This window comes from Salinivibrio sp. IB868 (genome assembly GCF_001995655.1).
GTDB classification, from domain to species: domain Bacteria; phylum Pseudomonadota; class Gammaproteobacteria; order Enterobacterales; family Vibrionaceae; genus Salinivibrio; species Salinivibrio siamensis.
Map to the genome: position 1 here is coordinate 137,860 of NZ_MUEW01000002.1, position 24,933 is coordinate 162,792.

General features: G+C 52.0%; 24 protein-coding genes. 16 read left to right on the top strand and 8 right to left on the bottom strand.

Translation table 11 applies throughout. From position 1 onward, the window contains the following. Positions 1 to 4: 4 nt before the first annotated feature. On the bottom strand, positions 5 to 604 hold the full coding sequence (locus BZG20_RS02685) for a tRNA-uridine aminocarboxypropyltransferase (protein WP_077578043.1): 600 nt from the start codon (positions 602 to 604) through the stop codon (positions 5 to 7). Positions 605 to 695: 91 nt separating this feature from the next. Continuing rightward, on the bottom strand, positions 696 to 1,916 hold the full coding sequence (locus BZG20_RS02690) for a pyridoxal phosphate-dependent aminotransferase (protein ID WP_077578044.1): 1,221 nt from the start codon (positions 1,914 to 1,916) through the stop codon (positions 696 to 698). Positions 1,917 to 2,186: 270 nt separating this feature from the next. Here BZG20_RS02690 and BZG20_RS02695 point away from each other — a divergent pair, with 270 nt between their 5' ends. From BZG20_RS02695 to BZG20_RS02720, 6 genes are read left to right on the top strand one after another with little or no spacing between them, the layout of a single operon-like run. Beyond that, positions 2,187 to 3,485, top strand: coding sequence for an isochorismate synthase (locus BZG20_RS02695; RefSeq protein WP_077578045.1), 1,299 nt, complete (start codon positions 2,187 to 2,189; stop codon positions 3,483 to 3,485). Next, positions 3,485 to 5,248, top strand: a complete 1,764-nt coding sequence (menD, locus tag BZG20_RS02700; protein ID WP_077578046.1) for a 2-succinyl-5-enolpyruvyl-6-hydroxy-3-cyclohexene-1-carboxylic-acid synthase — start codon at positions 3,485 to 3,487, stop codon at positions 5,246 to 5,248. Before BZG20_RS02695 ends, menD begins: the two co-directional genes overlap by 1 nt. After that, entirely contained in the window at positions 5,241 to 6,020 is a 780-nt protein-coding gene (menH, locus tag BZG20_RS02705) for a 2-succinyl-6-hydroxy-2,4-cyclohexadiene-1-carboxylate synthase (protein WP_077578047.1), read from the top strand. Before menD ends, menH begins: the two co-directional genes overlap by 8 nt. A 54-nt stretch (positions 6,021 to 6,074) precedes the next feature. Next, positions 6,075 to 6,941 (top strand): 1,4-dihydroxy-2-naphthoyl-CoA synthase, encoded by an 867-nt coding sequence (menB, locus tag BZG20_RS02710; RefSeq protein WP_046075267.1) that lies wholly within the window; start codon positions 6,075 to 6,077, stop codon positions 6,939 to 6,941. Between the two features lie 8 nt (positions 6,942 to 6,949). Next, complete coding sequence (gene menC / locus BZG20_RS02715) at positions 6,950 to 7,939, top strand: o-succinylbenzoate synthase (protein ID WP_077578048.1); 990 nt, start codon at positions 6,950 to 6,952, stop codon at positions 7,937 to 7,939. Beyond that, positions 7,936 to 9,336: an AMP-binding protein gene (locus tag BZG20_RS02720; protein ID WP_131825339.1), complete on the top strand. Its 1,401-nt coding sequence runs from the start codon at positions 7,936 to 7,938 to the stop codon at positions 9,334 to 9,336. The genes menC and BZG20_RS02720 overlap by 4 nt, the downstream gene beginning before the upstream one ends. Here BZG20_RS02720 and BZG20_RS02725 read toward each other — a convergent pair. Together BZG20_RS02725 and BZG20_RS02730 are read right to left on the bottom strand one after the other, a co-directional pair. Further along, positions 9,333 to 11,195, bottom strand: coding sequence for an MFS transporter (locus tag BZG20_RS02725; protein ID WP_077578050.1), 1,863 nt, complete (start codon positions 11,193 to 11,195; stop codon positions 9,333 to 9,335). The two genes, BZG20_RS02720 and BZG20_RS02725, sit on opposite strands and share 4 nt — an antisense overlap. Before the next feature lie 111 nt (positions 11,196 to 11,306). Next, on the bottom strand, positions 11,307 to 11,702 hold the full coding sequence (locus tag BZG20_RS02730; protein WP_077578051.1) for a TM2 domain-containing protein: 396 nt from the start codon (positions 11,700 to 11,702) through the stop codon (positions 11,307 to 11,309). A gap of 187 nt (positions 11,703 to 11,889) precedes the next feature. Here BZG20_RS02730 and BZG20_RS02735 point away from each other — a divergent pair, with 187 nt between their 5' ends. Further along, positions 11,890 to 12,750, top strand: coding sequence for a TIM44-like domain-containing protein (locus BZG20_RS02735; RefSeq protein ID WP_077578052.1), 861 nt, complete (start codon positions 11,890 to 11,892; stop codon positions 12,748 to 12,750). Positions 12,751 to 12,810: 60 nt separating this feature from the next. Here the strand turns inward: BZG20_RS02735 and BZG20_RS02740 are convergent, their stop codons facing one another. Further along, the gene (locus BZG20_RS02740; protein ID WP_077578146.1) at positions 12,811 to 13,077 is read right to left on the bottom strand and encodes a YkgJ family cysteine cluster protein; all 267 of its coding nucleotides are present in this window, start codon (positions 13,075 to 13,077) and stop codon (positions 12,811 to 12,813) included. Between the two features lie 164 nt (positions 13,078 to 13,241). Between BZG20_RS02740 and BZG20_RS02745 the strand changes: the two genes are divergently transcribed. The 8 genes from BZG20_RS02745 to BZG20_RS02780 all read left to right on the top strand — a co-directional run bounded on the left by BZG20_RS02745 (position 13,242) and on the right by BZG20_RS02780 (position 19,839). Continuing rightward, positions 13,242 to 13,682 (top strand): YcgN family cysteine cluster protein, encoded by a 441-nt coding sequence (locus BZG20_RS02745; RefSeq protein WP_077578053.1) that lies wholly within the window; start codon positions 13,242 to 13,244, stop codon positions 13,680 to 13,682. 91 nt (positions 13,683 to 13,773) lie between these two features. Continuing rightward, a complete protein-coding gene (locus tag BZG20_RS02750) occupies positions 13,774 to 14,133 on the top strand; it encodes a hypothetical protein (protein ID WP_077578054.1) in 360 nt (119 codons plus the stop codon). A 48-nt stretch (positions 14,134 to 14,181) separates the two neighbouring features. Continuing rightward, on the top strand, positions 14,182 to 16,305 hold the full coding sequence (locus BZG20_RS02755; RefSeq protein WP_077578055.1) for a protein-disulfide reductase DsbD domain-containing protein: 2,124 nt from the start codon (positions 14,182 to 14,184) through the stop codon (positions 16,303 to 16,305). A gap of 29 nt (positions 16,306 to 16,334) precedes the next feature. Next, positions 16,335 to 16,823, top strand: coding sequence for a protein disulfide oxidoreductase (locus BZG20_RS02760; RefSeq protein ID WP_158010010.1), 489 nt, complete (start codon positions 16,335 to 16,337; stop codon positions 16,821 to 16,823). A 26-nt stretch (positions 16,824 to 16,849) separates the two neighbouring features. Continuing rightward, positions 16,850 to 17,581 carry a DsbA family protein gene (locus BZG20_RS02765; RefSeq protein WP_227486514.1) on the top strand — a complete coding sequence of 244 codons (732 nt, stop codon included), beginning with the start codon at positions 16,850 to 16,852 and terminating at the stop codon, positions 17,579 to 17,581. Positions 17,582 to 17,700: 119 nt separating this feature from the next. Continuing rightward, a complete protein-coding gene (dusC, locus tag BZG20_RS02770) occupies positions 17,701 to 18,702 on the top strand; it encodes a tRNA dihydrouridine(16) synthase DusC (RefSeq protein ID WP_077578057.1) in 1,002 nt (333 codons plus the stop codon). Continuing rightward, a complete protein-coding gene (locus tag BZG20_RS02775) occupies positions 18,690 to 19,328 on the top strand; it encodes an SEC-C metal-binding domain-containing protein (protein WP_077578058.1) in 639 nt (212 codons plus the stop codon). Before dusC ends, BZG20_RS02775 begins: the two co-directional genes overlap by 13 nt. 4 nt (positions 19,329 to 19,332) lie before the next feature. Then, on the top strand, positions 19,333 to 19,839 hold the full coding sequence (locus BZG20_RS02780) for a (deoxy)nucleoside triphosphate pyrophosphohydrolase (protein WP_077578059.1): 507 nt from the start codon (positions 19,333 to 19,335) through the stop codon (positions 19,837 to 19,839). Here BZG20_RS02780 and dsbB read toward each other — a convergent pair. Further along, positions 19,805 to 20,344 (bottom strand): disulfide bond formation protein DsbB, encoded by a 540-nt coding sequence (gene dsbB / locus BZG20_RS02785; protein ID WP_077578060.1) that lies wholly within the window; start codon positions 20,342 to 20,344, stop codon positions 19,805 to 19,807. The genes BZG20_RS02780 and dsbB overlap by 35 nt on opposite strands. 88 nt (positions 20,345 to 20,432) lie before the next feature. Next, on the bottom strand, positions 20,433 to 22,013 hold the full coding sequence (nhaB, locus tag BZG20_RS02790; RefSeq protein WP_077578148.1) for a Na(+)/H(+) antiporter NhaB: 1,581 nt from the start codon (positions 22,011 to 22,013) through the stop codon (positions 20,433 to 20,435). A gap of 409 nt (positions 22,014 to 22,422) precedes the next feature. On the opposite strand from nhaB, the gene fadR reads away from it, so the two are divergent. Continuing rightward, positions 22,423 to 23,274: a fatty acid metabolism transcriptional regulator FadR gene (gene fadR, locus BZG20_RS02795; RefSeq protein ID WP_046075282.1), complete on the top strand. Its 852-nt coding sequence runs from the start codon at positions 22,423 to 22,425 to the stop codon at positions 23,272 to 23,274. Positions 23,275 to 23,361: 87 nt separating this feature from the next. Here fadR and BZG20_RS02800 read toward each other — a convergent pair whose 3' ends face one another. Further along, entirely contained in the window at positions 23,362 to 24,909 is a 1,548-nt protein-coding gene (locus BZG20_RS02800; protein WP_046075283.1) for a SpoVR family protein, read from the bottom strand. Positions 24,910 to 24,933: the final 24 nt, after the last annotated feature.

A 24,933-nucleotide genomic window follows, 5' to 3' on the forward strand; every position in this document is an offset into this window, starting at 1 on the left:
TCGTTCAGTCGTGGCGCTTGCTCGCATTGGGTATAAAGGCGAGCTGGCGCTGAACGAGAAGGTCAAAACTGTCGAGCAACGGCTGATACGGTGTGGGGTCGCCACTGAGTTGACTCAGCGCCATATAGCCGGCCTCGAGGGTGGACAGGGCACCCGGCTTCCGACTCTTACGAATCTGATATTGGCTTGGCGCACAGGCGTCAATACGGATACTCGGAAGTGCCTGTAAATTGGTCGACAACTGATACATTTTGTAGGCTTTTTTCCAGGTCCCATCCAGCAAAATAACCCCTTGTTTGGCACTCGCACCTTGGGCCGTCATCTCACTGAGTGCCATCGCGTTTTCACCGGGGTAGAGCACGGCATAAGTAATGTCCGGGTCCGCCAATAACGCATTCAGTGGGGAATGCTGGCTAAAATCTTCTCCGACGAAGGTCACGCTATGTTGTAGCGAAAGGCTCAGCAGGCAGGCACTGTTCTTTGGGTGCGAGACTTCATCAGGGTGCTGAAGCAGGATCACGGGATTGGGATTATCAATCTTGGTGATGGCATCGCAAATGCAGATGGCGTGGGCTTTATGGCAGCGAGAGCAGTATCGAGACATACGAATAAGGGCGTTATAAACGGAATACGGTGATCAATAACATAACGCAAGCCGTGTCGCACGTGCTTGCGTTATCGACAGGTAACACCCACTAGCTCTCTTGGCTGTACCCGCTGAGAAAGCGTTCAAAGCGACTGATAGCCATCTCCAAGTCATCGACGCGCGGCAAGGTGACAAGCCGGAAATGGTCGGGTTGATGCCAATTAAAGCCCGTTCCATGCACCATGAGCACTTTCTCTTGCAATAAAAAGTCGAGCATTAACTTTTCATCGTTATGAATGTTATACCGCTTGGTGTCGATTTTCGGGAAGAGATAGAGCGCGCCTTTCGGCTTTTTACAGCTCACCCCTGGAATTTGGTTGATAAGCTCATAGGCTTTGTCGCGCTGCTCCAGCAACCGACCGCCGGGTAAGATAAGCTCGTTGATGCTCTGGTATCCCCCCAACGCCGTTTGAATCGCATGCTGCATCGGGACATTGGCACAAAGCCGCATCGATGCCAGCATCTCAAGGCCTTCTATGTAACCGCGTGCATGTTGTTTTGGCCCTGTGACCAGCATCCAGCCGGCGCGAAAGCCACAGACTCGGTAGGCCTTGGATAAGCCATTAAAGGTCAAGCACAGTACATCCGGTGCTAAGGTGGCGATAGAGTAGTGCTGCGCCCCGTCGTAGAGAATTTTATCGTAGATTTCGTCCGCAAAAATGATCAGATTATGCTGGCGCGCGATCTCCACCACTTGCAACAAAAAGTCGCGGCTATAGACAGCCCCTGTCGGGTTATTGGGATTAATCAGGACAATCCCCCGGGTGCTGGGCGTGATTTTACGTTTGATATCGTCTAAGTCTGGATACCAGTCCGACTCTTCATCGCAAAGGTAATGGACAGGCTTGCCCCCTGATAAAGATGCCGCCGCCGTCCAAAGTGGATAGTCAGGTGAGGGCACCAGTAACTCGTCACCATTATTAAGCAGGGCTTGCATGGCCATCACGATAAGCTCGGAGGCACCGTTGCCCAAATAGACGTCTTCAACGTCTAAGTCCATCAAGCCGCGCTTTTGGTAGTGTTGCACCACGGCTTTACGGGCGGAGTAGAGCCCTTTTGAATCGCAATATCCTTGCGAGGTGGGGAGGTTGCGGATCACATCCACCAAGATTTCATCGGGGGCATCAAAGCCGAACGGGGCGGGATTACCGATATTCAGCTTAAGAATGCGGTGGCCCTCTTCTTCGAGGCGTTTCGCTTCTTTCATCACTGGACCGCGAATGTCGTAGCAGACATCATCCAGCTTGGCGGACATTCCAATAGGTTGCATTAACGTTCCTGTTAATAAAAAGGTGAAAATTGTTATTAGGCTTTTTTGGTAACTTACACTATTTGTTTGCCAATTCGAAAGACTTGGGCAGATAAAGTTTCACTGCCAGGAATGGCGCAAAAAAATCGACCAAGTTTGACAGATAACTGATCTAGCGCATATTTGTAAAAGACGCTCACAGGTAGACTGATAAGCAAGAATAACGTGCTACATAAAAGAGTACGGATTGACTTGCAAAGAGCACTGCCGCCTAGGCGGTTGGAGGATGTCGTGACTACCTTGATTCAAGCGGCTAATCATTTACAAAGCCAAGTAGCGATCAGTCAAGCACCTGCACAATTGACCATGGCGTTTACTTGGCCAGGTGATTTGTCGCCCGTTGCTTGGTTGGATGCACAGCCTATTTACCCGAAAACCTACTGGCAATCACGCGATGGTCGTGAAGAGGTATTGGCACTGGGCGCTAGCCATCAGTTTTCTCAGCTTCAAGCGGCCCAAGCCAGTCTGTTGCCTGACCAGCGCATTTGGGGCTGTGTGGCCTTTGATGATGCACCCGGCTGTGGTGATTTTTTCTTGCCAGTGGTTGAGCTCGTCAGGCGTGACCAGCAATGGCAGCTGAGTATTAATCTCACCACGGCGTGTGACAGCCAAGCGGTACTTAATCAGGTGATTTGGCAAGGCCGTCCTTTGGCAGCAGGGCAAGCGGTTGTCCGTGAAGAGACACATACCCCCAACCACGCTCAGTGGTGTCAATCTGTCCGTTGTGCGTTGACACACATGGAGCAGACCGCACTACAAAAAGTGGTGCTGGCACGTCAAACGCGTCTGTCGCTCAATGCGCCGATCAGTGCCGGCCAGCTGTTACAGCATAGCCAACAGCACAATGTCGAGAGTTTTCACTTCCTTTTTGCAACCGGCCCTGATGACGCTTTTGTTGGCTCAACCCCAGAGCGGCTATACCGCCGTCGCGATTGTCGTGTGACCACAGAAGCGGTGGCAGGGACGGTGCGTCGTGGCGCAAGCTTTAGTGAAGATCACCATCTTGGCGAGTGGCTATTAAGTGACACGAAAAACGTGCACGAGAATCAGCTGGTGGTGGACGATATTTTCGCCGGACTTCGCCGTCATGCGTTAACCATGACGGTTGACCCTGAACCGCATCTGATTGTGCTTCGCCATCTTCAGCATTTACGTCGTCGAATCAGTGCCATCATCGGGCCTGGTGTTGATGATACTGTGCTGCTCAGTGCCTTACAGCCCACCGCCGCGGTGGCCGGGTTGCCCCGTGAAAATGCGCGTACCTTTTTAGCCGAGCAAGGCATTGCACGTGGCCGTTATAGCGGTGCGGTCGGTTATCTTTCTCAGCGTGAAAGCCAGTTTTGTGTAGCAATACGCAGTGCACAAGTGACAGAGAATACCGTGGACTTATATGCCGGCGCCGGTATTGTCCCTGGCTCGGATCCGGATGCTGAGTGGCAAGAGCTGAACAATAAGCTCACGACTCTCCGTCAGTGTTTGCCTGCTTGCACGGTGCCTGAAAAAGACGCCATCAGACTCGGAGCCTGCTAATGTCGCTTTCTCTCACACACACCTGGGCAGAGGTTGTGATAGAAGAGCTATCGCGCCTAGGCATCAGGCATATTTGTGTCGCGCCCGGTTCACGCTCCACACCCTTGACGCTGGCCGCGGTGAAACAAAGTCAGCATCCCCAGCGTCCGGTGACAATCCACCGTCACTTTGATGAGCGCGGGCTGGGTTACCTTGCCCTTGGTTTGGCCAAGAGTATCTGTGAGCCTGTCGCGGTGATTGTGACCTCAGGCACTGCGGTGGCAAATTTGCTGCCTGCCGTGGTAGAGAGTGGCTTAACCGGTGAACCGTTAGTGATTCTTTCTGCTGACCGCCCGTTTGAATTAATGGATTGTGGCGCGAACCAAGCGATTACCCAATCAGGCCTGTTTTCTTCTCATGTGACCGCTGAATTGGCGCTTCCGGCGCCGACCGCTGAGATCCCTTTGCCGGCGTTACTCACCAAAGTGGATCAGCTACTTGCACGTCAGGCTGAGCAAGGGGGGAGCGTCCACATTAACTGTCCGTTTCGTGAGCCTTTTTATGGCAATCGCGATGAGACAGAGGAGGAAAAGCTTCGCGAGTCTGTTGCCCACTGGTGGCAAAGCGGCCAGCGTTATACCCGCCACCATCAAGCTCGCTGTTCTGCGATGCCTGAATGGCCGCCTTGGTGGACGCCGACTGATGGAGGACCACGAACGGTAATTGTACTTGGTGCCGTGCCAGAGGGGCTGTCCGAGGCCGTGGAGCGGTTAGCGAATTCGCTTCATGCCATTATCTTGGCCGATCCGCAGGCAGGGGTGGCGAGCAGTGCACCTGGCTACGATCTGTGGCTTAACCATCCCGATCTTTTCCAGCAATTGAATCAAGCCCAATGGGTGATTCAGCTCGGTGGGCGGTTGGTGTCTAAACGCCTTGGCCAATGGCTGGCGCAAACGCAAGCTCACTACTGGCTGATCAGCGAACACACACAGTCACTTGCCCCTCATCATTTGTCTGTCGAACAGTTTGTCGTGCCGCCGTCCCAGTGGCGGTTGTGGTTAAACGCACTGACTGATGCCGTCGACAGTGCACATTCTGACGCGATAGCTGACTCGAAGCATGTGAGCGCGTGGCAATGCGCCCTGGTCAACGGTGCCAAGTATCAGATGCAACTGGCGGCCGCCGCCATACCGACTTCCCCTTTGTCGGAACACAATGTCTTTCAAACTCTGCCGGCGATGTTGCCTCACCACGCGGATGTTTTTATCGGTAATAGCTTGGCGATCCGCTTAGCGGATATTTGGTCTCACCTTGCTCACCATCGGGTGTTTGCCAACCGTGGCGCCTCGGGCATTGATGGTTTACTTGCCTGTGCCGCTGGGGTGCAGCGATACCGCGCTCAGCCTATGTTAGTGGTGTTGGGTGATACCAGTGCACTTTACGATCTTAATAGCCTTGCATTATGGCGGGAGACGTGTGCGCCGGCCGCCATCCTTATCTTGAATAACAATGGCGGTGGCATTTTTGATGCGCTGCCGGTTGATCAAACCCTTTGTGATACCTACTACCGAATGCCGCATAATCTTGGTTTTGAACACATCGCGGCGCAATTCTCTTTGGGTTTCCATCAACCCGCGACCCCAGATGATCTCGTGCGAAGCGTGAATCAGGCACTCACCACCCCTGGGGCTGATGTGATTGAAGTGGTGACACCGGCCGGAGAAGCGGGACAGGTACTCAGCGAGTGCTTAGCTGCCATGGCAGCCAGGGGGACACATGCTTAGTTACCAACAAGGCGGCGATCGGCATGGAAAGAAAGTGGTGTTTCTCCATGGTTTTTTAGGTAGCGGAGAAGATTGGCGTACGGTGACCGATAAAATGCACCATTGTCATTGGCTGTGCATTGATTTGCCTGGTCATGGTAGCAGTGTGAGCTATCAAGCCGTTGACTTTGCCACGACGGTCGCAGCAATACGACAAACGTGTTACCAGGTGTGGGGGCATCAAAGGGCATGTTTAGTCGGATACTCGCTCGGCGCGCGCCTTGCCATGCATCTTGTCTGCACTCACCCCAGTCTTTGGCGCGCGGTCTTCTTGGAAGCGGGTCACCCAGGTTTGGCGGATAGCCACCAACGACGCAAGCGGCTGGCACAGGATAGCCAGTGGGCGGCGCGCTTTGCGCATCAAACCCTGTCAGAGGTGTTAAACGATTGGTACCAGCAAACCGTCTTCCAGTCACTCACGTCTGACCAGCGTACCGCTTTAGTGCTTGAGCGGGGAAATAATCACGGCCCCGCCGTGGCGAAAATGCTATTGGCGACCTCTTTGGGCCGCCAGGCGAATTTACGCGCGGGGCTGGGTGAAGCCTTTCGACAAGGCGTCACGATTGACTACCTTTGTGGAGAGCACGACAACAAATTTACCTCACTTGCACATTCACTATGGCAACACACCGGGATCCCCGCCACGCCGATAGAAGGGGCAGGGCACAACAGCCATGTTGAAAATCCAGATAGGTTTGTGCAGGTACTCACGCAAAGTCACGCACTCGCTTGACTTTTTATCTTTATGACGGGCTTTGTCCCAAGCAACCGAGGAAGGGGAGACACTATGGCTGTCACGCCGGGAATGACAGAAAAAGAGCTTTACGCGCCGATTGAGTGGGAACCGACTGAGCATGCGTTTAGCGATATTCTATACCATAAATCCGCCGACGGTATCGCTCGGATCACCATTAACCGCCCTCAGGTACGCAATGCATTCCGGCCACAAACGGTAAAAGAAATGATGCAAGCGTTGGCTGATGCGCGCTATGACAGCCGAGTGGGCGTGATTATCCTCACTGGGCTGGGAGAGAAGGCGTTTTGTTCCGGCGGCGATCAGTCCGTGCGGGGCGACTACGGCGGGTATCAAGATGATGAAGGCACGCACCATTTGAACGTGCTGGACTTTCAGCGTCAGATCCGCACCTGCCCCAAACCCGTCATTGCCGCTGTTGCAGGCTATGCCGTCGGTGGTGGCCACGTATTGCATATGATGTGTGATTTAACCATCGCCGCCGACAACGCCCAGTTTGGGCAAACGGGTCCCAAGGTCGGCAGCTTTGACGGTGGCTGGGGTGCGTCTTATATGGCACGGATTGTGGGTCAGAAAAAAGCCCGTGAAATCTGGTTCTTGTGTCGTTTCTACAATGCGCAAGAAGCCGTAGACATGGGATTGGTGAACACCGTTGTGCCACTGGATGAGCTTGAGCGAGAGACAGTGCGTTGGTGCCGGGAAGTGCTCCAACACAGCCCCATGGCGTTGCGCTGCTTAAAAGCGGCGTTGAATGCAGACTGCGATGGGCAGGCAGGTCTACAAGAACTGGCCGGTAACGCCACCATGATGTTTTACATGACCGATGAGGGGCAAGAAGGGCGCAATGCCTTTAATGAAAAACGCCGCCCTGAATTTGATCGTTTCCCACGTAATCCATAGAGGTCACTATGAGACAGGCACGGATTTATCACTACACCTTGCCAGTCAATGCCGGTTTATTTGTCCGTGATCAGCCGTTAACGGAGAGAGAGGGCTTGGTGGTTGAATTAAGCGAGGGAGCACAACGTGGTTGGGGCGAAGTAGCGCCGCTCCCCGGTTTTAGCCAAGAAACCTTTGCTGAGGCACGTCATGCGTTAATTGCTGCCACCGCGGTTTGGTGTGATCATCGTAATATTGCCATGCCACAACTGCCTCCTTCTGTGGCATGGGGGCTAAGTATCGCGCAAGCCGAGTTAGACAAGCATTTGCCCACTCAGTCAGGCTTTCGTCATGTGCCCGTGTGTACGGGGGATCCTGATGCCTTGTTGGTGACGCTGGGGCAACAACCGGCGGGCCAGCCTTATGAGGCAAAAATTAAAGTGGGGGAGTATGAGGTCGCCCGCGATCGGTTAATGATAGCGACCATGTTAGAGGCGTTGCCGGATTTGAGGCTGCGCCTTGACGCGAACCGTCGTTGGCAACCTGAGCAACTTGCCAGCTTTTGGAATGGGCTCAGTGAAGCCCACCAAGCGCGAATTCACTGGATTGAAGAGCCTTGTCGCGATCCTAACCAATCGCTCGTACAGGCACAGGCATTAGGCTACCCCCTGGCGTGGGACGAGAGCTTAATCGATAGCCAAGATATGGCGTTGCTTGAAAACGATCGGGTCTCGACCTGGGTGATTAAGCCCAGTTTACTCGGCGATCTGGCCACCATTGAGCAATGGGTGAGCCGGGCGCATGCGTTGGGCAAAACGGCAGTGATTAGCTCGGCATTAGAAACCAGTTTGGGCTTAACGCAATTATCACGATTGGCCGATTGGTTGACCCCAGGTGTCGTGCCAGGACTTGATACATTGGGGATTTATCAGCATCAACTCGATCGCACTTGGCCAGGGGCGTCGCAGCCCTTGATCCCGCTCCACGACCAGCCACTCGTGTGGATAAACACCTTGTGAGTCAACGCATGTTTGGGTTTGATAAATGGCCATGGCGCCATTGGGCGGCTGTAGCACCGAACGCGAAAGCGATTGATAGCGAGATGCCGCTCACATGGGGTGCACTCAGTACGCTCGTGGATGGCCAGCAAGCTCGACTGGGTGAGGCGCCCATTGTGGTGCTCGACAGCGCATTGTCACTAAGGGAACTGATTGTGGGGATGCTCGCGGCTTGGCAGGCGGGGAAAAAAACGCTGGTATTGAATCAAGCTTTAAGTGACGAGGTGCAAGCCTCCGTGCTGAGTCAACTTGGCGTCTATCAATTTTTGCCTGACCGCTCGTGCCAACCGCGTGTCAATGTGCTGCCCATTGCAACCCATTGGCAACCCGATAAGCCTCTGACGTTAACCTTAACTTCCGGGTCAACCGGTACGCCTAAGGTGATTGCTCACGCGGCTCATCAGCATCTCGCCAGTGCTGCCGGTTTAACCCAAATGCTGCCTTTTTTGGGCTTGGCGGATAAGACGACCTCTCTAGAAAACCGCGTCGATCGTTGGCTCTTATCGTTGCCACTGTTTCATATATCCGGCTTAGCCATTGTATGGCGTTGGTTGTATAAAGGCGCACAGCTGGCTATCTATCCATGTCGTGGGGAAAGCATGGCATCGGCGCTCACACATGTTAGCCACGCCTCGTTAGTGCCCACGCAGCTCTATCGCGTGTTGCCTGCACTGAGAAAATGCCCAGATACTTCCACCTTATCTCACGTGTTACTCGGTGGCGCTGCGATTTCAAGTGCACTGACGGAGCAGGCAGAACAACAAGGGATAAGCTGTTGGTGTGGGTATGGGATGACGGAAACGGCATCGACGGTCACCTTAAAACGAGCCGATGGACAGGATGATGTGGGCACCACCTTGCCGTATCGCGATGTGATGGTGGCGGATGACGGTGAGGTAATCCACCGCGGGGAGACGTTAGCCCTAGGGGTTTGGCAAGCGGGCGTATTGCAACCGCTTGATGCGTCCAAAGGACTGGCCTCGCGCGATTTAGCGAGTTGGTGTACAGACGTTCACCCGCCGACGCTACGTATCATCGGGCGTAAGGATAATCAATTTATCTGCGGTGGGGAGAACGTTCAGCCCGAGGTGATTGAGGCACACTTGCAACAGTGTGCTGAGATCCGTCAGGCCATGGTCGTTCCGGTTAACGATCGCGAATTCGGGGCGCGTCCGTTGGCGATTATCCAGAGTCGGTGCCATCTCAACGCCCAGCAGCTGGCTGACTATTGTCGGCGCTTGCCCGCTTATCAACGCCCGGTCGCGTTTTTACCTTGGCCATCGTTATCGCCCGAGGTGGGGATTAAACCGTCTCGAGCGCAATTAACCCAATGGGCTCAACGCCAAGCGATTGACTAAGGTCGGTCGGCGCGCAGGCGAATGACTTCATTGCGCATATGCTCTGAGGTCGCTTGCTCAGGCTCAACGGCTGGACCGGCGACGACGGTGACTTTAGACCAAAACCGCTTGGGCAGTTTTAACATGGCTTTCCCGCCATGACGGCTAAAATAGCTGCCCCAAAGGCCCTGTAACGCCATCGGTACCACAGGCACCGGAGAGCGTTGCAAAATCATATCCATCCCGCGGCGGAATTGGTCGATTTCGCCGTCATAACTAAGATGCCCTTCTGGGAAAATCAGTACCACTTCGCCATTATCAAGCGCCTTTTGAATCTCGTTCATGGCGGCCCGGATCGTGCGGCCCCGATGGCTAATGGGGATCACTTTTGAGGTACGGGAGAACCAATGTAGCACGGGTAATTGATATAAATCTTCAAACATTACAAAGCGGATAGGGCGATGACACGCGCCAGCTAACAAGAGCGCGTCCATATAGCTGACATGGTTACAAATCAGCAAGGCACCGCCTTTTTCAGGAATATGGTGTAAGTCTTGGTGTTTTACTCGATACAGGGTATGGGTGACCATCCAGGTAAAAAAGCGCAAGGCGAAAATCGGTACCAGCTTGCTGACATAGATAGCCACCAAGAAGTTGAGCACCGCCAATACTAAGAAGAATTCCGCGATAGATAACTCAACCACGACCAAGAGCGTGATACCGAGTATCGCACTGGCCACCATAAACAAGGCATTGAAAATATTGTTGGCGGCAATCACACGCGCACGCGCCGCTTTATCGGCGCGTTGTTGCATCAGACTGTACAGTGGCACAATAAAAATCCCGCCACACACGCCAATCATCAATAGGTCGATAAACACCCAGGTCAGGGCTGGATCAGTGATAAAAGCAAGCAGGTTGCTATGAAGTGTCGGGGCCGCCGGCGTGGCAAAAAACAAATGTAAGCCAAAGCCGGTTAATCCTAAACTGCCCAAGGGAACAATGCCGGGCTCGATACGATGACCAGAAAGCTTATCGCACAGCAATGCGCCCACAGCGATACCAACAGAAAACAAGGTGAGCAGAAATGATACGCCAATTTCACCGCCACCGATCGAGGCGGTGAATTTGGGAAACTGGGTTAAATAGCTGGCACCTAGAAACCAAAACCAGCTGATCCCGAGAATCGCTTGTAAGGTGACCTTGTCTTTACGCGCGAAACGCAGCGTTTGTCGCATTAAAGCAACGGGTCGGTAACGTAAATTGAGTCCAGGGTTACCCGCGGGGGCGGGAGGGATGGCATGGGCAGACATGACGCCGAGCAACGCAAAACTAAATACGGCTATCCCAGATATCAGGTTAGAGTCAGGGTGATGGGCAATAAAGCCCGCCAGCAAGGTACCGAGCAGAATCGATAAGAAAGTGCCGGTTTCCACCAAGGCATTGCCTGAAACAAGCTCTTTGTCATTGAGCGTTTGTGGTAGTAATGCGTATTTCACCGGGCCAAAAAAAGCCGATTGGGTGCCCATCAAAAAAAGTAAGCCGAGTAACACATTCCAAGCGTGAAAATACAGCGCGACAGCGGCACTCGACATGATCACCACTTCTAACCATTTCACCCGTCGCATAATAAGGGCTTTGTCGTATTTGTCTGCAAGCTCGCCAGCAAAGGCAGAAAACAAGAAAAAAGGCAGAATAAACAGCCCAGCAGCGGCGTTGATAAACAGCGTGGCATCCATCGGCAGTTGATCGGCTGAGGCGAACGCGACCATGATCACCAACACATTCTTATAGACGTTATCGTTAAACGCGCCCAATGCCTGGGTAATGAAATAAGGCAAAAAACGTCGCTCGCGTAAAAGCTGAAACTGTTGGCTCATTTAGGCAGATCCATTTCGCGTTGCAATAAGCGACTTATACTAGCAGCGAGCGAGGTATGCGCAACCTTGAATACGTTGCGCATCATTCAGTTAGTTGTCAAACAAGGAGGACTAAGAGAATTTTTGCATGTTTTTAATCGACACTTGCTCATTGAGTGTCCAAAAATCATACAGCACACCAATTAAGAAAAAGCCACCGGTAAATAGGTAAATAAAGCCAGTGATCCATTTACCCATGTACATACGGTGAATGCCAAACAGACCCAGAAAGGTCAGTAATAGCCAGGCAATGGTAAAATCCGTGGGGCCACTGCGAAAACGGAGATCGGCTTCTTTATCCATGGAAGGAATCAAGAACAAATCCACAATCCAGCCAACGAAGAACAGACCTAGGGTGAAAAACCAGAGGGTGCCAGTTACTGGTTTTCCATAGTAAAACCGGTGGGATCCGAGAAAACCAAAGATCCAGAGTAAGTAACCAACAAATTTACTGTGGGTATCATTCATGGCTTGGTCCTATTGCAGTGAAAAGAATACTAATGGCTTGGAGTGCCTGCGTGGCAAATGGTTCCTACTGACGCCAAAACAGTGGTGTTTGGATGACGTTTGGTAACAATTATTCCCGCTCTGCCAATTGACTTCACCACCAGAGACTCTAGCATGATAACGGTCTTAAACCACAGATGATGCGATGATGAAAAAATTACTCTCTGTTGCAGCCTTGATGGTTGTCTTTGTTGTGACAGCGCCTTACGCAGAAGCGAAACGCTTCGGCGGCGGCAAGTCTTTTGGTAAAAGCTTTAAAACCGCGCCTGCGCCAAAAAATACCACCACTAATACCAACACCCTCAAACAGAATACCTCGAAAACAAGTAAAAAAGGGCTCGCCGGTGGTTTACTCGGCGGTTTGCTCGCCGGTGGTTTGTTGGCCGCATTCTTCGGCGGGGCGTTTGAGGGTATCCAATTTATGGATATCTTGATTCTAGGCCTGATCGCCTACTTCGCCATGAAGTTTCTCCGCGGGCTCACCCAAGCCAAAGCAGGGGCTCAGGCGCAAGGGCCGGCCTACGCGGGGCAACACAAAGGTTATTACCATGAAAAGCCTCATGCATTTCGACAAAACGCGGCAGGCACAGGCGCGACGTCAGGTGGGTTTGGGGGCATGCAAAACGATGTGCCATTTAACTTTCCGCCTCAGTTCGACATGCAAAGTTTCTTGAGCGGAGCCCGTGAGCATTATCGGATTTTGCAAGGCGCATGGAACCATAACGAGCTTGAGAAAATTCAAGAGTATGTGACGCCTGAGCTTTATAACGATCTCGCGGCCGAGCGTGCACGATTGGGCAGTGAACAACACACTGAAGTCATGTATGTGGATGCCGAGATTGTTCGCGCCGATTATGACAGCCGCAGGGCACAATTGAGCTTAAAATTCACCGGTCGTTATTGTGACCGCGTGGAGGGGGTCGAAGAAGACATTACGGATATTTGGCACTTAGAACGTGACTTAAGCCAGCCCAATGCACCTTGGCTAATCGTAGGCATTCAAAGCTAACAAGCTCGCGGTGAAAACACGCTGATAGATAAAGCGCTGGCTAAGATAAGCCAGCGTTTTTTATGTCGCCGCTTCCAGATAAATAAGGTTATCGAGCGCTTGCTGGTACGTATCACCACATACCTCGGGATCCGCATCGAATGCGGCACACACCTCGGGGCGGGCGTCGGATCCAAACAGCTGACAGAGGTTGCGTTCATCCAGCTGTACACAACGGGTGTTAGCAGGTTTACCGTTTGGCATACCGGGGATCGGTGACGAAATGCTAGGCGCGATACAGCAAGCGCCGCAGCCAAGACGGCACGAAAATGGCGATGAAGTTGGCATCATCATAGCCTCCGTCAACGTGTAAAGTCGGGCACTCTACCACTCACTTTTGGACTATCCAACCCACACAAAGGCTTGCTTGCACTTTACGGCTATGATGGTTATAACAAGCGCGCAATGTCGTTGCCGTGAAAAGGCGGCAATAAAAAAAGAGATTAAACACCATGAGCACGCCTTTTTGGCAACAAAAGACCCTGGCACAAATGAGTGATGAGGAGTGGGAATCACTCTGTGACGGCTGTGGCCGCTGCTGCCTACACAAATTGATTGATGAAGAGACAGACGAGCTTTACTACACCAATGTCGCCTGTAGTTTGCTCGATGATAAAACCTGCTCGTGCAAAGATTATCCCAACCGCTTTTCGTATAAAGAGTCATGTTTGAAGCTTACCCGCGATAAGATTGATGAGTTTTATTGGTTGCCGGAAACCTGTGCCTATCGCTTGCTGGCTGAACATAAACCCTTACCCGAGTGGCATCCGCTGATCACAGGATCAAAGGCGGCGATGCATAAAGCGGGGATCTCGGTAAAAGACAGCGTAGTGTATGAAATCGATGTGATTGATTGGGAAGATCATATCCAGCTGACTCAGCAACTGCGATAACCCCAGCACATTGTCGCCCTATGGCGCAGACTCCCCCATTGTTTAATTTCTGTTGTTGGGCATAATGATGGCCAACTCGACAGGAGGTGACATGCAAAGGTACACGCGTCGTTCAAAAGCTGGCTGGGCCCTCGCCATTGCGCTTTGGGTACTGGCGGTGTGTGCTTTGCAAAATCAACTGAGTTGGCAATCAGGGGTACAAGCGACTTGCCAAGCAGTCAATATTGGTGGCGTAGAGGGAGCAAAAAGCGCACTGGATAAAAAATGTGCGCTTTCCGAGCAATTAATGCATCCTTCTGCGTTGGCGTTAGACTGGCTACCATCACCGCTTTGGTGGCTGATTGTGTTACTTGCGGTGATGGCAACGTTCCGTCTCTTGGTGGTGTTACCCACCCATGACCCGCCTACCTATCGACGACGGCACCTTTGCTTATGTGTGTTCCGAGAATAAAGCGCCTTTTTCTCAATGGCGTCTTTATTTTTAACAAGGAACAGACTTATGAATCGACTCAATGACTATTGGCACGCTTTTAAACACGGTCATGTTTGGCAAGGCGTTGCTTTACTGCCGCTTTTGTTTTTGTGCTTACTGCTACTCAGCCCGGCGGTACGGGCCACTGCGCCTGATACAGGTTGGCTCAGTAACCCCGACCATCCGCCCGTTAAGGCGCGCCTCGCCTTAACCGGACAAGGTCATCCACAGACTGAGCACCTCGATGGGTTGCTCTCTATCCGTTTACAAGGCGACTGGAAAACCTATTGGCGCTCGCCAGGTGAGGGCGGAGTCGCACCGGAACTTATCATCAACGACAGCCAAAACCTGGGTGATATTACCTGGCACTGGCCGGCCCCTAGTCGCCATGAGCTACTTGGCCTGACCATGCTGGGCTACAAAGGGCAGGTGACTTTCCCGCTGACCTTTGAGGTTGAAACCTGGCAACAGCCGGTTTCGCTCGATGCCACCTTGCGCTTGTCCTCGTGCACCAGTGTGTGTGTGATCACTGATTACCCTATCTCGCTCGACTTTACCCCGAGCACGCTTGAGGCGGATGGCGAGCGGATGTATCAGTTCAACCAAGCGATGAGTCAGGTACCTAAGCCACTTCCCAGTGTGCAGATTGAATCCGCGGTGTGGGATGCCAACCAGCAACAGCTCGCGGTCACTGTGACTGGGAGCCAAGCTTGGCAGCAACCCGACATGCTGGTGGATGGTGATGCCGTTATCGATGATACCTTTGGCGTGCCCAGTATCCACCGTGATGGCGATACCTTGACCGCGACCTTTGATGTCACCAATTGGATTGAGCCCCCCAACCTTACCGATAAACCCATTCAAGTGACTGTCATGGATAAGCAGCTGCTGGCTGAGCACAGCACTACCGTGCGGGCGGGGAGTGTGGTTTCGCAAACCGGATTCTCGATCTGGATGATTGGCGGTATCGCGCTGTTAGGGGGATTGATCCTTAACGTGATGCCCTGTGTGCTCCCGGTGCTGGGCCTTAAGCTCAACAGTATCGTTGCCAACCCAGATGCGACACGTGGCACCATTCGTGGTCAGTTTTTGGCGTCAGCCGCTGGGATTCTGGTGTCCTTTTGGGCGATTGCTGGGTTGTTAATGATCTTAAAACTGACGGGTCAAGCCGTGGGTTGGGGGATCCAGTTCCAAAGCCCGATATTTATTGGGGTGATGACGCTGGTGATTTGGCTGTTCGCCCTGAGCTTATTTGATGTGCTGCGTATTGATTTACCGCCCAGTTGGCAGACGTGGCTAGCGACACGTGGTGGTCACACCCGTAGCGGGCATTTTGTTCAAGGCGTGTTTGCCACATTACTGGCCACACCGTGTTCGGCCCCTTTCCTCGGCACGGCCGTGGCGTACGCGCTGGGTGGGTCGTTGACGGCGCTTTGGCTGATCTTTACCGCGCTCGCGGTTGGTATGGCGCTACCGTGGCTGCTGGTCGCCGCTTTTCCAGGGCTGACGCGCGCATTACCCAAGCCTGGCCCGTGGATGAATCATGTCAAACGGGTCTTTGCGCTGTTGCTGGCCGGCACCACGGTGTGGCTATTCTGGCTGTGGATGCCGTACCTCGGTGTGTTAGGCGCAATCGTAATGGGGACGCTGTTGCTGGCTGCCAGTATCTGGCTGACGTATCGTGCCCTCGGCAAGATGGCTGCGATTAAAGGCGCGGCAGGACTGCTGCTGGTTATCGTGCTGGGGCTTATCGGCGCATCATTGACAGCACAGCGGTGGGCAACGCCGCTCAATCCTGACCCGGATTGGGTGAGTCTGGATGAAGCCGCGATCGACCAAGCGGTGGATCAGGGTAAGTTGGTGTTTGTTGATGTCACTGCGGATTGGTGCATTACCTGTCATGCCAATAAGGTGGGGGTGATTTTACAATCGCCCGTGTATGACACCATTACCGGAACGAATGTGGTGACGATGCAAGGAGATTGGACCCGTCCGAGTGATAGCGTGACTCAGTATTTGCAAAAGCACCAGCGTTATGGCGTACCGTTTAACATTGTCTATGGTCCCGGTGCACCAGAGGGGATCCCCTTACCTGTCATTTTGACTGACAAGGCGGTGATGGCGGCCATTGAGCAGGCGAAAACGCCATGACGGCCAAGCAAACAAAACGGTCTTGGCGTATGCGGGTCAAACGCGGTGCGCGTGACCTGTGCTGGCTCACCGTGTTTGTACTGATATCTAGCACCACAGTGGATTGGTGGCGAAGCCGCGATATCGATACCAGTGAGGTCCCCGTCGCGTCAATGCGTCTGCTGGATGGCCGCCAACAGGATTTGGTGGCGATGTCGCAAGACGAACCCGTGCTTGTCTATGTATGGGCAACCTGGTGCGGGGTATGCCGTTTTGTGACCCCCTCGGTAGATTGGTTAAGTGGTCATGCGCAGGTGGTCTCGATCGCGTTACGCTCAGGCTCAAACAAACACATTGCCGGATACCTTGCGCATCATGGTTATGATTTTCCTGTAGTGAACGATCAAAGCGGGGCGCTTTCTAAAGCATTTGCGGTGAAAGTGACGCCTACCGTGATGGTGGTCGAGCAAGGAGAAATCACATCAATAACAACAGGCTTCACAACACCGTTTGGCCTATGGTTAAGGCTGGTGTTATGAATTTACATTTATCAAAAGGAAACCCAATGTCCTTATCTCGCTATATCGCCCCAATGTGGGCTCTACTGCTTTTAGCGCTGCCGGTCAGTGCCCACGCGTTGTCGGATACGGAGCAAGCACAACTGGATGAGATTGTCAGCTTGTTAGAAGAGAACCCCAAACTGATCGCCAACCTCAACCAGAGTTTGCAAAAGTTTGTTGAACAGCAAAAAACGTTAAAGGAAAACCTTGCCGCACGTCGTGACTGGTTTGAATCGGACACCCACAGCTGGATTGGTGCTGAGAACCCTGAGGTCACCGTGGTGAACTTTATGGATTACAACTGCCCATACTGTAAAAAACTGGAAGAAGAATTGCAGAAACTGGTGGCCGCGCATGACGATGTCAAGGTGATTAATATTGCTGTACCACTCAAACAGCAGAGTATCGAATCGCTCGGCACTAATTCCGCGGTGTATGCGATGAACGTGTGGCTAGAACAGCCACAGACATTTGCGCAGGTCCATGAATTATTGATGAAAAAGCGCGGTATGCATGATGCGCGCTCGTTAGAGAAAATCGCGCAGAAAACCGGTACCGAAGCATTGCTTGCCGGCAAAGAAATGACCGGAAAAGCGGTCGCAGAGAACTATCGCGCGTTTGTTGAGCTAGGGCTAAGAGGTACGCCCGCGATGATCATTGGCGATCAGGTCGCGCCCGGCTATTTGCCGTACCCACAGCTCGAAGCCATGGTTGAAGCGGCGAGAGCTGAAGGCTAAGCCCTTATCGGCGTCGCTAATGCGTTGAAAGCCAGTCCTATTGCGACTGGCTTTTTTTGTTAGCTGCGCTTTGGTGGAAAAGCTGGCAAAATAGCGCGCCTTAACGGTAAAGGTACGGCATGAGTCACACGAATTATCAATCCCCACGCATTGTATTAGGCCCGATGGAAGGTGTCCTGGACCCCTTGATGCGCAAGCTGCTCACGGAGATTAATCACTACAGCCTCTGTGTCACTGAGTTTGTGCGCGTGGTTGACCAACGCTTGCCGGAAAAAGTCTTTCATCGCTTTTGTCCTGAGTTAGCGCATGGGGGCACCACGACGGCGGGGACCCCGGTTCGTGTACAGCTATTGGGCCAAGATCCAACGGCGATGGCGAGCAATGCCGTCCGCGCGATCCAACTGGGCTCGCAAGGCATTGATATCAATTTTGGTTGTCCGTCGAAAACGGTGAATGGCAACCGTGGGGGCGCGGCGTTGCTCAAAACCCCGGAGCACATGTTTGATGTGGTTAAAGCGGTGCGCGATACGGTGGATCCTGCCTATACGGTGAGCGCCAAAATACGTCTTGGCTTTAATGATCTTGATGATTACTTGTTCATTGCCGAGGCCGTGGCAAAGGCAGGCGCTGATGAGTTAGTGGTTCACGGACGTACCAAGCGCGATGGCTACAAAGCGGGTACCATTCGTTGGGATTTAATTGCTGACATTAATCAACACGTGCCCATCCCAGTCACGGCCAATGGCGATATTTGGCACCGTGAGGATGCACTGCGCTGCCAAGCAATGACCGGCTGCGACACCTTAATGGTGTGCCGTGGGGCGTTAAACATGCCCAATTTGGGCCAGCACATCCGTGATGGCGTTGCACCGATGCCTTGGCCTGCGGTGCTAGCATTGCTGGTTCGCTATACCGAGCAAGAACGCCAAGGTGATAAGGCGCAGTATTTCCCCAACCGCATCAAGCAATGGTTCAAGTATTTGCGCCAATATTATCCCCAGGCGGATGCCTACTTTAAGGTGATTCGCGTTCTTAATCGCGCCGATGAGATAGTGCGTGCACTCGATAAAGCACGTGAACATACAGAATTGATGACACAGGAAAGTTTATGTCAACACTAATGACGCTCTCTGAGCACTGGGACGGTATGCCTGCCAGCTTTGTAGAAGGTGCACTGCTGGCTGCGAACATTTGTCCTGCCCCGCTGGATCCTGACACTTGGCTGTCGGTGTTAGTGACCGCTGGCGTAGAAGACGACGAGGAGGCGGCCGGTCTCCATCCAGACGATAAACAGTCAGTGCTGGCGCACCTCGAGCAGCAATATCACGCCTTGATGCGTAATGATTATGTATTGCCGGATAGCTTGATGTTGTCGATGCGCGGTGAGCACGCCCAAGCTTTCGCCGAGGGTTTTTTAGCGGTGTGGCCCTATGTTGAGCCGCATTGGCACGATGTGAGCATGAATGATGGCAGTCGCCGGATGTTATCCGCCTTAGTCACTAGCATGCTGCTGCTGCACGATGAAGCAGGCACGTTAGCGCAGATGAAAGAGGTTGGCATTGATGTTGAGCCGGGCCAATATATGGATCAACTGGATTTAATGATCCAAGACGTGGCGAAAGCGGCGGATGAAGCGCAACAAGGCACGCATGGTGCGCACCAGGTTAACCCATTTAAGTCGATAGGTCGCAACGATCCTTGCCCATGTGGCAGTGGTGCCAAGTTCAAAAAGTGCTGTGGGCGTTAATGACATGAAATCGTTAAAACAATCCTCGCCAATACGTGTTGTGGCCGGCGTTGCCATGCGCGACAAGCAAGTGCTGGTGGCCCAACGGCAGCCAGATGCGCAGTTTATTAGTTGGTGGGAATTTCCCGGCGGCAAAGTCGAGCAAGGCGAGACTGACCAGCAGGCTCTCAAACGCGAGTGGCGTGAAGAATTTGGGGTAGAGATCCATGTCGGGGCACCGATTGTGGAAACCGAATTCAACTACGGCGACAAGGTGATCTTATTGTGCAGTTTTTGGTGTGACATCCTTGATGGACCGCCCGTGCTACACCAACATCAGGCCATCTATTGGAGTGAGCCTCATCGCCTTGATGCTGGGGTTTTTAGTGGCGCAGATCGCCCCTTAATCAAGTTGCTTTGTGAGCGGTTCAACCGCGTCGCAAGGAGCGAAAGCGCCGATGAAGCCGACGCTATCTTGCACGATCCGTCACCCGCCATTATGAAAAAATGCGGCGTGGAGGACGGCCAATAAACTGGGCAATTACCACTAGCGCCCAGACAACTAACATCGCGGAAAAGATCCCCACTAGCCATTGGGGCATCGACCAGCCTAGCCACTGCCACACCACTTTGCTGCAATCACCGTATGCTTCAAAGACGGATGGCAGCCATTGGTTGAGTGGCGCCCAAGTAGGGAAGTTCACCGCCACATCGCAGGTGGCACCGAACAGTTGGTTCGGATCAGGAAATTGATAACTGACGTGCTCTAATGAGAGCTTGAGCGCCCACCCAGCTGTGACGCCATAGCCAAGCAAGCCGAGAGTACGCCAAAAAGGGTCGTTGGGCGCGATTAAACCCAGCAAGGCAGCCACGCCAATTCCAAATAGGGCAACGCGTTCATAGATACACATCACACAAGGTGCCAGCCCTTGATAATGTTGAAAGTAAAGCGCGGTGGCTTCCAGCCCCACAACGCATAGAAGCAACAACAGCCAGGACGCTCGGCTGCGAGAAAACTGGTTTAAGGCGCGCCACATAACTCACTCCTGATAAAAAACAAGGCCCTATATTGAGAGCCTTGCTATTCAATCGTTTGTTGAGACGAAGGTCAATGATAGAAGTGCGTTAGTGAGTGCTCGGTATGGCTTGCTGGCCCATGTGGATGGTTTCGGAAATCCAACCTTGGTGTAGCATCCACTCGGTAGCGGGCACCAAGAAAAACTCAATGCCAATCACGCCCAATACGCCCATGACAATGGTATAAGGCAAAGCCATATATACCATGCGCCCGTAAGAAAGGCGTAGCAGCGGCGCGAGGGTTGAGGTGAGTAAGAATAAGAAAGCCGCTTGGCCATTGGGCGTGGCGACCGAGGGTAAGTTGGTGCCTGTGTTAATCGCAACGGCTAACATATCGAACTGCTCGCGGCCAATCACGCCATTGAGCAGGGCGGTTTTCACCTCGTTGATATACACGGTGCCGACAAACACGTTATCTGACACCATAGAAAGCAGGCCATTGGCGATATAAAACATGGTCAATTGCAAATGCCCGTCCAGTGACAACACGAGATCAATCACCGGTGTAAATAAGTGCTGGTCAATGATTACTGCGACCACAGAGAAAAAGACCGCCAATAGCGCGGTGAATGGCAGCGCTTCTTCAAAGGCTTTACCGATATGGTGCTCATCGACGACGCCCGTAAACGCCGTGGCAAGGATAATGATACTTAAGCCAATTAAACCGACGGCGGCCAAATGTAAAGCCAATGCGGTGATCAGCCAAACAGCAATGAGTGCTTGTACCACTAACTTGGCGACATCCTGTGGTGTGCGCTTGGCCCGCTGTGCGTTATCGTATCCCACCAAAATTTTTAATACGTTTTGCGGTAGGTGTGCGCCATAGCCAAACCAGCCAAACTTTTCGACAAGGGCACAGGTCAGCAAGCCGGCAAAGAAAACCGGTAGCGTGACCGGAGACATGCGTAAAATAAACTCGCCAAAATGCCAGCCGGCTTGGTCAGCTATGATCAGGTTTTGCGGCTCGCCGACCATGGTCATCACCCCGCCTAGTGCGGTACCCACGCCGGCATGCATTAGTAGGCTGCGCAAAAACGCTCGATAGTTTTCCAAATCGTTGCGACTAAGCTCGTCGCTTAAGCTTTCATCCGAGGTATGATCATGGTTAGCGCCGAACTCTTTTCCGGACGCGACGCGGTGGTAAATGGAGTAAAAGCCCACGGCGACACTGATCACCACGGCAATTACGGTTAAGGCATCCAAAAAGGCAGAGAGCGCCGCCGCCGCGCCACAAAAGGCCAATGATAAGGCGATTTTCGATCGGATGCCCAACAGGATTTTGGTGAAAATAAACAGCAGTAACTGTTTCATAAAATAGATCCCGGCCACCATAAAGACGAGGAGTAGCAGAACCTCAACGTTGGCCACTAATTCATGTTTGACTTGTGCGGGACTGGTCATGCCGATGGCGACCGCTTCAATCGCCAATAAGCCACCGGGTTGCAGCGGGTAGCATTTCAGAGCCATCGCGAGGGTGAAAATAAACTCGACCACCAGTAGCCAGCCAGCGATAAAAGGGTCGATCGCGAAAACAATTGGGTTAAGGATCAAAAAGCCAACAATGGCTAGTTTGTACCAATCAGGTGCTTTGCCGAGAAAATTCTTAAGAAACGCAGTTCTGAGTGTCATGGTCTTCGCCATAGTGAAAGTCTCATTGTTATCTATGCCTACCTAGCGCGCGGATGGGCGAGTAACGTGCACCGACACAAACGCCCAATCGGCGAATGGATGCATGGGCACAGTAAGAGGGTGACAGATATCAGTGACGAAGGGTTATCGGGACGCGTGGTTTAACCACAATACGTAGATGGATAGCTTCGTCACGCATAAGTGTGCGCTAGTTTGCCTCAGACATATTTTGTTACATCTTGTGTGGATCAGTTTTGCGATTTATGCCCAGTTTTTCATTGATCTGGTACAAAAAGATAGCAGATGTCACGCGATATCCGGTGATCTCACTCAGCGGTTTCTGCCGGTGGCGTCTAGTGGTATGATGAGTTATTAATCAAAGCAAGAAGCAAATTGGAATTTAGATTCAATGGTTATAAAGGCGGATAGCCCAGCAACATTTGCTGAAAAATATATAATTGAAAGTATTTGGAATAATCACTTTCCTAAAGGGTCCATTTTACCTGCAGAGCGTGAACTGTCTGAACTGATTGGGGTCACTCGCACCACCTTACGTGAAGTGTTGCAGCGCCTGGCGCGTGATGGCTGGTTAACCATTCAACATGGCAAACCAACACGCGTAAATGATTATATGCGTACGTCAGGACTGAGCATTCTTGATACGCTAGTCACCCTAGAGGGGCAAGATGTGCATGGTGTGCTTGAGGACTTACTCGCGGCGCGCACCGACATCAGTGGCGTGTACATGCGTTATGCAGCGAAAAACCGAGCTGATGACTGCTTAAACCTTATTGACCATGTGATTAAACGTTGTGAGCAAGTGCTTGAGTGCGAAAGCTTTGAGCAGTTCTTGGGACTTATCGATGAACAAGGTGAAGTCTTAAAAGACGTTAAAAAGATCCAGGACAAATACGGTAAGCAAGATCCCGCCTTGTGCGAGCGCATTTGTATGGGGCGCGCGTTTAATCACTTTGACTATCGTTTGTTCCAAGGGATGGCGCATTTTTCTGGCAACAAGGTGTATGTGTTAACCATTAATGGCATGCGTCAGATTTATTCGCGTGTGGGCGGATATTACTTTATGGATCGCCGCGCCTGTGAAAATGCATTGAGCTTTTACAATGACTTACGTGATATGATAGCCAATAATCAGCACCCAATGATTGGTGATCGAGTCAAACAATACGGACGTGAGTGCGGTGGCTTGTGGTTTAGTAACCGTGAAACGATTGCGGCACATATGGCTGAAGAAGAAGCCTAACGCGATCCAATGAGTGAAACCATGTGTATCAAGAAAAGCCGCCATGCTAATGACCATGGCGGCTTTTTTATGGATGGCTCGACAAGGTTAGTGGCTGCCCATCAAGATGTCAGGATCAAACTGCGGCCGCTTGGGGCAGCTACTCAGTATTTTTCCGCGTCCTTCACTGGTTTCCTCTTCGAGGATCACTTCAAACCCCCACAGCCGATGGACGTGCTTGAGCACCTCTTCATAAGACTTCGCGAGTGGGATCCGGTTATGAGGGACATAGCGAAGCGTGAGTGAACGGTTGCCACGTAAATCGACATCGAAGACTTGAATATTCGGTTCGCGATTACTGAGATTGTACTGCGCGGAGAGATCTTCACGTAATTGGCGATAACCTTGTTCATTATGAATACTGGTCACTTCAATGTAGCTTTGCCGGTCATCGTCATTGACGGCAAAAAACTTCATATCCCGCATTACTTTAGGCGAGAGAAACTGACTGATGAAACTTTCATCTTTAAAGTTGGCCATCGCAAAATGAACGGTGTCGAGCCAGTCTTTCCCGGCGATATCGGGAAACCAGTACTTATCCTCCTCAGTGGGATTTTCGCAAATGCGACGAATATCTTGGAACATGGCAAACCCGAGTGCGTAGGGGTTAATGCCGGAATAGAACTGACTGTTGTAAGGCGGTTGTGCCACCACATTGGTGTGGCTATGTAAAAACTCCATAATAAAGCTATCAGTCACCAGCCCCTCATCATAAAGGTGATTCAGGATGGTGTAGTGCCAAAATGTCGCCCAGCCTTCGTTCATCACCTGAGTTTGCTTTTGCGGGTAAAAATACTGGCTGACCTTGCGCACTATCCGCACGATTTCTCGCTGCCATGGCTCAAGCAGTGGAGAGTGCTTTTCAAAAAAATACAACAGGTTCTCTTGTGGCTCGGCAGGGAAACGGCGTTTTTCTTCTTCTTGCTCTTTTTGGCCACTCGGGATGGTACGCCAGAGTTCATTGACTTGCGTTTGCAGGTAGTCTTCTCGGGCTTTTTGGCGTGCTTTTTCTTCGGCAAGAGAGATCTTTTGTGGCCGCTTATAGCGATCGACCCCATAGTTCATCAGGGCATGGCAGGAATCGATCAGGTTTTCTACTTCTGCTAGGCCGTACTTTTCTTCACATTCACTGATGTAATTTTTTGCAAACAGCAAGTAATCAATAATGGAGCCTGCGTCTGTCCAAGTTTGAAACAGGTAATTGCCTTTGAAAAAGGAATTGTGGCCATAACAGGCGTGTGCCATCACCAGCGCTTGCATGGTGATGGTGTTTTCTTCCATCAAATAAGAAATACACGGATTGGAGTTAATCACTATCTCGTACGCGAGCCCCATGTACCCGTGTTTGTAGTTGCGTTCGGTCTCGATAAATTTTTTACCAAACGACCAATGATTGTAATTGATGGGCATCCCGACGCTTGAGTAAGCATCCATCATTTGCTCAGCGGCAATGATTTCGATTTGGTTTGGATAAGTATCCAGCTTGTAGTGTTCAGCGACGCGTTTGATTTCCTTGTGATACTGCTCGAGCAGGTCAAAGGTCCAATCGGGTCCATCATGAAGTGGAGTGTTACGTTTACCTTTGGTGACAGCCATACCATGTCTCCCTGATAAAATACG

Excerpts from the sequence above, each read along its gene's own strand:
- BZG20_RS02760 (WP_158010010.1), top strand. The coding sequence starts at position 16,335 with ATGCGGGTCAAACGCGGTGCGCGTGACCTGTGCTGGCTCACCGTGTTT.
- BZG20_RS02685 (WP_077578043.1), bottom strand. The coding sequence starts at position 604 with ATGTCTCGATACTGCTCTCGCTGCCATAAAGCCCACGCCATCTGCATT.
- menD (WP_077578046.1), top strand. The coding sequence starts at position 3,485 with ATGTCGCTTTCTCTCACACACACCTGGGCAGAGGTTGTGATAGAAGAG.
- BZG20_RS02690 (WP_077578044.1), bottom strand. The coding sequence starts at position 1,916 with ATGCAACCTATTGGAATGTCCGCCAAGCTGGATGATGTCTGCTACGAC.
- BZG20_RS02780 (WP_077578059.1), top strand. The coding sequence starts at position 19,333 with ATGAAATCGTTAAAACAATCCTCGCCAATACGTGTTGTGGCCGGCGTT.
- BZG20_RS02725 (WP_077578050.1), bottom strand. The coding sequence starts at position 11,195 with ATGAGCCAACAGTTTCAGCTTTTACGCGAGCGACGTTTTTTGCCTTAT.
- BZG20_RS02735 (WP_077578052.1), top strand. The coding sequence starts at position 11,890 with ATGAAAAAATTACTCTCTGTTGCAGCCTTGATGGTTGTCTTTGTTGTG.
- menC (WP_077578048.1), top strand. The coding sequence starts at position 6,950 with ATGAGACAGGCACGGATTTATCACTACACCTTGCCAGTCAATGCCGGT.
- BZG20_RS02800 (WP_046075283.1), bottom strand. The coding sequence starts at position 24,909 with ATGGCTGTCACCAAAGGTAAACGTAACACTCCACTTCATGATGGACCC.
- dsbB (WP_077578060.1), bottom strand. The coding sequence starts at position 20,344 with ATGTGGCGCGCCTTAAACCAGTTTTCTCGCAGCCGAGCGTCCTGGCTG.
- BZG20_RS02750 (WP_077578054.1), top strand. The coding sequence starts at position 13,774 with ATGCAAAGGTACACGCGTCGTTCAAAAGCTGGCTGGGCCCTCGCCATT.
- BZG20_RS02745 (WP_077578053.1), top strand. The coding sequence starts at position 13,242 with ATGAGCACGCCTTTTTGGCAACAAAAGACCCTGGCACAAATGAGTGAT.
- BZG20_RS02730 (WP_077578051.1), bottom strand. The coding sequence starts at position 11,702 with ATGAATGATACCCACAGTAAATTTGTTGGTTACTTACTCTGGATCTTT.
- dusC (WP_077578057.1), top strand. The coding sequence starts at position 17,701 with ATGAGTCACACGAATTATCAATCCCCACGCATTGTATTAGGCCCGATG.
- BZG20_RS02765 (WP_227486514.1), top strand. The coding sequence starts at position 16,850 with ATGTCCTTATCTCGCTATATCGCCCCAATGTGGGCTCTACTGCTTTTA.
- nhaB (WP_077578148.1), bottom strand. The coding sequence starts at position 22,013 with ATGACACTCAGAACTGCGTTTCTTAAGAATTTTCTCGGCAAAGCACCT.
- BZG20_RS02775 (WP_077578058.1), top strand. The coding sequence starts at position 18,690 with ATGTCAACACTAATGACGCTCTCTGAGCACTGGGACGGTATGCCTGCC.
- menB (WP_046075267.1), top strand. The coding sequence starts at position 6,075 with ATGGCTGTCACGCCGGGAATGACAGAAAAAGAGCTTTACGCGCCGATT.
- fadR (WP_046075282.1), top strand. The coding sequence starts at position 22,423 with ATGGTTATAAAGGCGGATAGCCCAGCAACATTTGCTGAAAAATATATA.
- BZG20_RS02755 (WP_077578055.1), top strand. The coding sequence starts at position 14,182 with ATGAATCGACTCAATGACTATTGGCACGCTTTTAAACACGGTCATGTT.
- BZG20_RS02740 (WP_077578146.1), bottom strand. The coding sequence starts at position 13,077 with ATGCCAACTTCATCGCCATTTTCGTGCCGTCTTGGCTGCGGCGCTTGC.
- menH (WP_077578047.1), top strand. The coding sequence starts at position 5,241 with ATGCTTAGTTACCAACAAGGCGGCGATCGGCATGGAAAGAAAGTGGTG.